At 63.0% G+C, this 7715-nt stretch carries 10 protein-coding genes; 1 reads left to right on the top strand and 9 read right to left on the bottom strand.

Annotation, left to right across the window (positions count from 1 at the left end; all coding sequences use genetic code 11):
- The 6 genes from A2J02_RS22500 to A2J02_RS22475 all read right to left on the bottom strand — a co-directional run.
- Nucleotides 1–335 (bottom strand): Y-family DNA polymerase (locus A2J02_RS22500; RefSeq protein ID WP_442971498.1); only part of this gene is annotated, 335 nt, incomplete at its 3' end.
- Nucleotides 336–408: 73 nt separating this feature from the next.
- Nucleotides 409–753, bottom strand: coding sequence for a hypothetical protein (locus A2J02_RS22495; protein WP_068053824.1), 345 nt, complete (start codon nucleotides 751–753; stop codon nucleotides 409–411).
- A 44-nt stretch (nucleotides 754–797) separates the two neighbouring features.
- A complete protein-coding gene (locus A2J02_RS22490; RefSeq protein ID WP_068053821.1) occupies nucleotides 798–1784 on the bottom strand; it encodes an inorganic phosphate transporter in 987 nt (328 codons plus the stop codon).
- Nucleotides 1785–1791: 7 nt separating this feature from the next.
- Nucleotides 1792–2409 (bottom strand): DUF47 domain-containing protein, encoded by a 618-nt coding sequence (locus A2J02_RS22485; RefSeq protein WP_068053819.1) that lies wholly within the window; start codon nucleotides 2407–2409, stop codon nucleotides 1792–1794.
- Nucleotides 2410–2432: 23 nt separating this feature from the next.
- On the bottom strand, nucleotides 2433–3350 hold the full coding sequence (locus A2J02_RS22480) for a polyphosphate polymerase domain-containing protein (RefSeq protein ID WP_068053816.1): 918 nt from the start codon (nucleotides 3348–3350) through the stop codon (nucleotides 2433–2435).
- Between the two features lie 48 nt (nucleotides 3351–3398).
- Entirely contained in the window at nucleotides 3399–4235 is an 837-nt protein-coding gene (locus A2J02_RS22475; RefSeq protein WP_068053811.1) for a hypothetical protein, read from the bottom strand.
- A 93-nt stretch (nucleotides 4236–4328) separates the two neighbouring features.
- Here A2J02_RS22475 and A2J02_RS27895 point away from each other — a divergent pair, with 93 nt between their 5' ends.
- A complete protein-coding gene (locus A2J02_RS27895) occupies nucleotides 4329–4496 on the top strand; it encodes a S4 domain-containing protein (RefSeq protein WP_156516342.1) in 168 nt (55 codons plus the stop codon).
- A gap of 11 nt (nucleotides 4497–4507) precedes the next feature.
- On the opposite strand, the gene A2J02_RS22470 is transcribed toward A2J02_RS27895, so the two are convergent.
- The 3 genes from A2J02_RS22470 to A2J02_RS22460 all read right to left on the bottom strand — a co-directional run bounded on the left by A2J02_RS22470 (nucleotide 4508) and on the right by A2J02_RS22460 (nucleotide 7689).
- Nucleotides 4508–6115: a CotH kinase family protein gene (locus A2J02_RS22470; protein ID WP_331712158.1), complete on the bottom strand. Its 1608-nt coding sequence runs from the start codon at nucleotides 6113–6115 to the stop codon at nucleotides 4508–4510.
- 2 nt (nucleotides 6116–6117) lie between these two features.
- Nucleotides 6118–6795, bottom strand: coding sequence for a DUF4956 domain-containing protein (locus tag A2J02_RS22465; RefSeq protein ID WP_068053808.1), 678 nt, complete (start codon nucleotides 6793–6795; stop codon nucleotides 6118–6120).
- Nucleotides 6796–7095: 300 nt separating this feature from the next.
- Nucleotides 7096–7689 carry a TetR/AcrR family transcriptional regulator gene (locus tag A2J02_RS22460; RefSeq protein ID WP_068053805.1) on the bottom strand — a complete coding sequence of 198 codons (594 nt, stop codon included), beginning with the start codon at nucleotides 7687–7689 and terminating at the stop codon, nucleotides 7096–7098.
- Between the last annotated feature and the right edge of the window lie 26 nt (nucleotides 7690–7715).

Genomic DNA, 7715 nt, shown 5'->3' with positions numbered 1-7715 from the left:
TCGGTGGCACTGCCCGCGATCTTCTGCAGCCCGCCGACGTCGAGGAATGCCTCGTCGATGGAGATGCCCTCCACCAGCGGGGTGGTGTCGTGGAAGACGTCGAACACGTCCTTGCTCGCCTGCGAGTAGGCATTCATACGCGGCGGCACCACGATGGCCTGCGGGCAGACCGCGCGTGCCTGCCCACCGCTCATCGCCGTGCGCACCCCGAAGGCCTTGGCCTCGTAGCTGGCGGCCAGCACCACTCCCCCACCGACGATCACCGGCTTACCGCGCAGCCGCGGATCGTCCCGTTGCTCCACCGAGGCATAGAAGGAGTCCAGGTCGGCGTGCATGATGCTCGCCACGGGTCTACCGGTGGACTCCACCGTTCCATGCTCGCACAGGCCACCGACACCCTCGGCCCGCTCACTCGCAGACGTGGTCCTTCGCGGCCTGCACTATCGGCTCGGCCCAGGGCTCACCGGTCCCCTTCTCGTAGGTAGCACCGAGCGAATCGGTCACCTCGGCGACGGCCTCCCCCTCGGACAGTCCTTGCTGAGCCCGGGTTTCACAGAAACCCGGAATGTAGATGCCCAATGCGAACACCTCGTTGACGGTGGTGCCGATGCCCTGCCCGTACAGGTCGTCGAATAGTTCGCTCATTCCCGGAGTCTCGAGAAATCCGTCCCTGGCCTCCTGCACGTCACGCGAGATGCCGGTGCCGGTCTCGGTCGACGTCATCTCGTAACTGCAGCCTGCGCTCAGTGCCATCAGGCAGAGTGCAGCGCCCATCGATATCCGACCCGCTCCCCGCTTCACAGAATCACCCCCGCAACCACGTAGGTCAGCGCGGCGACGGCAGCCGCCGCGGGCAGCGTCGTCACCCACGCTGCGAACATGTTTCCCGCCGTCCCCCAGCGCACGGCCGTCGTACGCTTGGTTGCTCCGACTCCCATGATCGCCGACGAGATGACGTGGGTGGTCGACACCGGCGCTCCCAGTCCGATCGATGCCACGTACAGCACGGACGACGCCGTCGCCTCCGCGGCGAACCCCTGGGGTGGGTCGAGTTCGATGATCTTGCGGCCGAGGGTGCGCATGATCCGCATCCCACCGGTCGCCGTTCCGACCGCCAGCACCGTCGCGGTGAGGAAGTAGCACCACAGAGGAATCGTGTAGTCGGCCTGATTGCCCGATACGACCAACGCCAGCACCACGATGCCCATCGTCTTCGCTGCGTCCTGCATTCCGTGTCCGAAAGCCATGGCCGCTGCCGAGCACGTCTGTGCCCGGCGGAATCCGCGGCTGGTGGCACTGGGAGACGATCGTCGGAACATCCACAGAATGGCCACCATCGCGGCGCTTCCGAGCACGAAACCGACTGCAGGAGAAACAATCATCGGGAGGATCACCTTGGTCGCGACGCCTCCCCACAGCACCGTCATTCCGCCGGCCAGTGCAGCTCCCACCATGCCGCCGACCAATGCGTGCGAGGACGAGGACGGCAACCCGTACCACCAGGTGATCAGGTTCCAGCCGATGGCACCGACCAGGGCGCACCCGACCACGAGCAACGCGTCGGATCCGACGTCGAGGGCGATGATTCCCTCTCCCACCGTCGACGCGACCTTCGCACCGAAGAAGGAACCGAGCAGATTCCCCACTGCGGCCATGACGAGCGCCGTCCGCAGGGTGAGTGCGCGAGTGGACACCGACGTCGCGATGGCATTGGCCGAATCGTGAAAGCCGTTGGTGAAGGTGAACGCCATCGCGAGGGTGATGACCAGAACCAGTGCTACCACCGCGCACTCACGTCTCTTTCAGCACGATGGATTCGATGACGTGCGCGACCTTCTCGAAAGCGTCTGCGGCATCTTCGAGTTCGTCGCCCACTCCCTTGAGCTTCATCACGGTCAATGCGTCGAATCGGCCGTCGAACAGATCCGCCAGAAAAGTCCGATAGGCATGATCGGCCCGGTTCTCGAGCTCGTTGATCTCGATCCAGTAGCGCTCGAGATCCTTCATCGACGCCAGCCTCGGCATTGCATCCGCGGTGACCTTGGCCGACCGGTCGAGGATGTCGATCATCTCGTGCATGTGCGGGGTCAGTTCGTCTATTCGGTACAGCGAGAGCAGATGTGTCGCCGCCTCCATGTGGTCCATCACGTCGTCGAGGCTCGAGCCGAGGACGTAGATGTCGGTGCGATCGAACGGAGTGATGAAGCTCGAGTTCAAGGTGCGGAACAGATCGTGGGTGACGCTGTCGGCTTCGTGCTCGAGATCGACCATTCGACGCGCCACCGCATCGATTTCCGGTGCGGGTTCCAGCAATTCGGTCAACGTCTTGGCTCCGGTGGCCAACAGCTGAGCCGAGGAGTTGAACAGGTCGTAGAACAGAACGGACTTGGGTTTGAAGCGTGCGAACATCTTTCGTCTCCTGAATGGTGCGGCTACCGGCGAGCGCCGGCGTAGGGCTCGAGCAGATCCGACGGCACGCGGTGGTCGGCATCGGCGGGCAGGACCAGTTCGGGCGCACCGGCGCGTGATCGAGGTGCCATCTCGAACGCCTCGATCGACTGGCAGTACTTCGAGACTCGGATGACGGACATGTTCATCCGTGCCGTCATGTCGGTCACCCAGTACGGCACTCGTTCGTTGGCCTTGATCTCCAGGATCGCGAGCTTGGGCGGGATGATGAAGCGGTTCTGGGCACCGGAATCGAATCGGAAGTCGCGATCCCGACCGTGCACCTTGTGATCGATCGTCACCCGTAGACCGAGGTCGGCCTCACGACCGATGTACGCCTCGCGCAGATAACCGGTGGTGACCATCGGACGCAGATCCAGATTGGCGATCAACGTGCTGACCTCGTTGACGAACGGGCGTTGACTGGGATCGCATTCTATCTCCTCGCGGCCGTTGAGCCACCGCTGAGAAACGTCGTAGGGCAACGAGATTCGGCGCTTCTGGGTGACCCTGTTGACGCGCTGCTTGATCTCGATCTGCACCGGCGTGTCGTCGGTGCACTCGGACGGCGCCCCGTACAGCCGTACCCGCACCTTGCGCCTGAACTTCAGGCCCTCGATCTTCTCCCAGTAGAACCGCAGATCGGTGGTGTCGTAGTACAGCGAGGTGACCGGGTAGCCACCCTTGGGCGAGAACGGGTCGGTGTCCATCCGTGCCGTCAGTTCTTCACGGACCTGAGCGACGTCGGCCTCGGCAACGAAATACTTGATCTCGTACCGATTGAACGAGTGCAGCTTGCTGGCGGTCTGCTGGTAACCGGTGGGCTCGGTGTTCAGGTCCTCCGGCGACGCACCCTGCTTCTCCAAAGCGGCCTTGGGTCGAAATTTGTCGAACAGATTCATGGATCGAACCTTCCTTCGGTGGGTGTGCATGGTCGGGCGACGCCGCGTTCAGTTCGGCTCCGCGAACACGATCGGGGGTAGTTCGGTGGCTCCGTCGGCCTCGGACGCGAGCAGCAGTTCACCCGCGTCGGTGTAGGCGACGGCCTCCCCCTGTGGTTGATCGGGTCCCTCGACAACACGGGCGGGAGCGCCCGAGAATGCCGCGGGCACATCACCGTCGGCGATTTCGAAGACGAACAGATCCTTCTTGGTTCGCAGTGCCCCCACTGTGGCGTCGGCATCGACGGCTGCACCGGTGATCGGTCTGCTCGACCCGTCCGGCGCAGTCGCAGACACCGTTCCGGAACGGACCAGATCGATGGATGTCGTTGTGGTGTCGATGGTTTCGTCACTGCTGTAGATCGACGCGGCCGCACCGCCCGAGACCTTGGTGATCAGCACCGGTTGCCCGGCGGGCGTCAGAGCGAACGCCTCGACGTCGTGTGCGCCGTCGGGGTAGCGCATCGTGACCGAGGTGCGCCGGTCGGTGGCCACGTCGACGCCGATCAACGTGACGCTCTCCCGGTCGCTGTCGTTGTCACCGGTGTCGGCGAGCCACACGATCCCCGCGCTGTCGACGGCCATGTCCTCGACGTCGACCGTCTCGACTCCGACGTCGACCCACCCGGTCACCTCGCAGGCACGGTCGAGCACCGCCAGCCGATCGTCACTACCGCGGTCCCCGATCGCGTAGCCGGTATCGCCCGTCCACGCCAGACCCGACAACTCGGACAGGCCCGAGTCGGTGGGGGTGCACCAGGTTTCGAATCTCGCAGCTGCTGGGGGTTCGGCCGACGCGCACGACGCGAGTACCGAGGCACCGGCTCCGCACGCAGCGACGATCACGCCAAACCTCCGTCTCCGAGTGTTCATCCGACCGTCGCCTATCCGCCACGAGATCGAGCGTCGGCGGTCACTGCGCGGGAGCAGCATCAGCTCATGAACGGTCGAACTTCTGTTCCCGAGTTGCTGGTCGCCACCGGCACTGCGCGCACGCTGTCGCAGGCCGCCTCCTTCGTGATGGAGGGAATGGTCCTGATCAACGGCTTGCCGCTGCGCGATCCTCGCCGCGAAGTTTCCCCGACAGACACCCTGACCCTGCGCTGACCGCCGAGACATCACGACGATCCCGTCACGACAGGATCGTCGGCGAGTGCATCGGTGCGAATCTGCAGCCGTGACTTCAATTCCGCAGCCTCGGCGTCGATCTCCTCCTGAGTGAGCGCCGCCGACGTCGGAATGGATGCGGTGACCTCGTCGACGATGTCGAGCACTCGGCCGCTCGCCCACAGCTCGTCGTAGATGGTGCGGAAGGCAGCGTCGTACTCGTCGGTGAATTCGGTCGAGTCCAGGAACATGTCCTTGAGCGAATTACCCAACATCGGGCCGCCCTCGGGCATCCCCCCGCCTTCCGGAATCTCCATTCCCTCCGGCGGTGTGAACCCCTCGGGCATCTGCGGCATTCCGCCGCCACCTGCCCCGCCGCCACCGGGCATCATCGACACCGCGTCGTTCGCACCGGCGGTGGAATCTGAGTTCAGAGCCAGATTCAGATCCCACGACACGACCGAGAACGTCTTCGAGTCCAGGTCGTAGTACAGGTAGAAGTTCTTTCCCGGGCCGCCCATGTCGTCGCCGTTGCCCAGCAAGTTCTGCAGGGCAAGGTAATTCGCCAGTGAGTCGACATCGACATAGTCGGCCAGATGCGCATCGAACTCGGCCTGATCGGCACCGTCGAGCCACTTCAACAGCGTGATGATCGGTTGCAGGTCCGCGGTGCCGAGAGCGTTGATCTGGGTGTACTGCTCGGCGTACGTCGTCTGATCGTCTCCCTCGTACGTGAAACTGGCTTCGGCACCGACCTTGTACAGCACCCCGTCGCCGTCCTCCAGGGAGTTGGCGTAGTCGTCGTCGGGAGCGACGACGACCAGCCGCGTCGTCTCGGCCGAGTCGTTCACCGAATACGTGGTGTAGGTGAAGTCCTGGGTCGCCTGACCCGAGGCCTCGGTGATCGCAAGAGACACCGACTCGTTCAAAGCGGGCGTATACGGCCGAAGCGACAGCGTCGCGTGACCCTGATAGGCCCGCCCCTCGGAATACTCCGCGAAGTCGATCAGAAACGGAAGATCCTCGGGCGCATCGAAACTGAGCGGCTCCCCGAACATATTCATCCCAGCACCGCCGGGCATGGCCCCACCTTCCGGCATGGCTGCACCCTCGGGCATGGCTGCACCGTCTGCAGGTGCTGGTCGACCGGATGTCCCGGCAGTACCTCCGCCGCGCCCGGGCATCGAGCCGTCGTCGCTGCTGAGAGTGGCCAGCGTGGAATTGCCCTTCAACCTGATACCGACGTCGGCGATCAGGGTTCCGTCGATGGTGATGTCTGCGGGTACCGACTCCTTGACCCCTTCGTTCTGGAAGGAGTCCTTCAGTGTCTGGTAGTCGCCGACGTCAACGTCGATCGAAATGGAGTGCGACACAGTGGGATCGAACAGATCGACCGTGCCCTGGACGTTCTCGGTGATCTCGGAGGCGATCACGGTTGCATCACCGGTGATGTACGGGCGGATCCGGGTCGACCCGAACACGGTCGCCATCACCACGACGAACACCAGCAGGGTGGCAGCAATTTTCCAGTGCTGCCGCACCGTCCGCGGTACTCGGTGGACGAGCCTCCTTCGCAGGGTTGTCGGGGCCGAGGGAAAGTTCGTGTTCGGGTCGGTCACGATCAGATGTCCGTCTGGTCGTATCCGGTGAGTACCGAGACCCGTTGCCCTGTGTTGACCTCACTGAGAGCAGCGATCAACTCGCCGGGTTTCTTGCCGGATCTGAGTTGGGCCGTGTAATAGAGCTCGGTCAATGCACCCGATCGCACCGATTCGGTACTGACCAGCTCGAACTCCTTGCAGTACTTGATCAGTACGTCTTCGACGAGATCGGTGTAGTCGGCGTCGGGCGGCACTTGCACCTTGACGACCTGGCGCTGGACATCGAGTTTGAACCAGTTGAACTTGCTCATCACCACCATCACCAGGCAGATCGCAAACGTGGCCGCAATCGCCAGTACGTAGAAGCGAGTCCCCGTGGCCATGCCGATCGCCATCACGAGGAAGATGAACCCGACGTCGCGAGTTTCCTTGATGGCGTTGCGGAATCGGACGACGGACAGCGCGCCGACGAGCGCGAAAGCACGTGCCACGTTCGATCCGACGACCAGCATGATCAAGCTGATGACCATGCCTACCGTGACGAGGGTCTGTACGTAGGACTGGCTGTACGACACGTTCTTGTGGGTGAGTCGGTAGACCCAGCCGATGATCGCCGACAGGACGAACGACAGTGTCAGGGACACCACGATGTCGAACGTCGAGAACGTTCCGCTCAGGTCTTGAATGTTGAAGTTCATTGCATTCCGATCGAGTCGAGTCGAATTCCGCACCGGTCACCGGGAGCACGTGACCCGCGCGCCGACATCCGCAACCGATGCTGTTTACCGTTTGTTCGGATGCCGTTAACCCTAGAGACAGCTGCGACGGAAATTCCACCTCAGAAGCTGGCAGTTTCCTGCCAATTCAGCCGTTCATCTCCTGGCAGCAGTGGAATTTCGAACGGCCTCGATCCGGCGCCCCAGTCGGACGCCGGTCGGTTGAATTTTTCAATTATGTTGCGGGTCAATCGATTACGTGCGCATGCCGTACAAACGTTGTCAATCGGTCGTCGAGCGAAGTGACGGCAGAATTACTTCGTCGATTATTCGCGTTCGGTATTCCGAATCCAAAGGCTTGGCGTCGGTCAATGGGCCAGTCATGATGGCGCTGAACACCATGTATTGCAGAAAGTCTGCCGATCTCGGCCTGCTCGACAATTCCCCCCGCTGCACCGCGCGCACGACGACCGACTCGAGGAATCTGGCCTCGGGTTCGAGGAACGTTCTCCGCACCGCTGCCGCCAACTGTTCGTCGACCATCACCGCGTGGTGGATCGCCGCGGCGAAACGTTGATCGTGCTCTGCCCCCTCGGACACCCGATTCATCAACTCGAGCAGATCTCCGCGAAGGTCTCCCGTATCGATGCCGACGAACGGGGGCGGGCCGACCGATTCGATGGCCGCGACCACCATCTCGGCCTTGCTCGACCATCTCCGGTAGAGGGTGGCCTTGCTGCACTGCGCTCGCTCGGCAACCAGGTCCATCGACAGTGAGTCGTAACCGACCTCGCCGAGGCACAGTAGTGCGGCGTCGAGAAATTCGCCCTCGCGCTCCACACTCACCCTCGACCGACGTGGGGCGTCGACGCTCATCCGTGCCCCCTTATCGAATCGAAACA

Source organism: Rhodococcus sp. EPR-147, assembly GCF_001647185.1.
Taxonomy (GTDB): Bacteria; Actinomycetota; Actinomycetes; order Mycobacteriales; family Mycobacteriaceae; genus Rhodococcoides.
This window is presented reverse-complemented; position numbering and strand designations above follow the sequence as displayed.

Coding starts and splice junctions, on each gene's coding strand:
- A2J02_RS22495 (WP_068053824.1), bottom strand. CDS start 753: ATGGCACTGAGCGCAGGCTGCAGTTACGAGATGACGTCGACCGAGACC.
- A2J02_RS22485 (WP_068053819.1), bottom strand. CDS start 2,409: ATGTTCGCACGCTTCAAACCCAAGTCCGTTCTGTTCTACGACCTGTTC.
- A2J02_RS22480 (WP_068053816.1), bottom strand. CDS start 3,350: ATGAATCTGTTCGACAAATTTCGACCCAAGGCCGCTTTGGAGAAGCAG.
- A2J02_RS27895 (WP_156516342.1), top strand. CDS start 4,329: ATGAACGGTCGAACTTCTGTTCCCGAGTTGCTGGTCGCCACCGGCACT.
- A2J02_RS22465 (WP_068053808.1), bottom strand. CDS start 6,795: ATGAACTTCAACATTCAAGACCTGAGCGGAACGTTCTCGACGTTCGAC.
- A2J02_RS22460 (WP_068053805.1), bottom strand. CDS start 7,689: ATGAGCGTCGACGCCCCACGTCGGTCGAGGGTGAGTGTGGAGCGCGAG.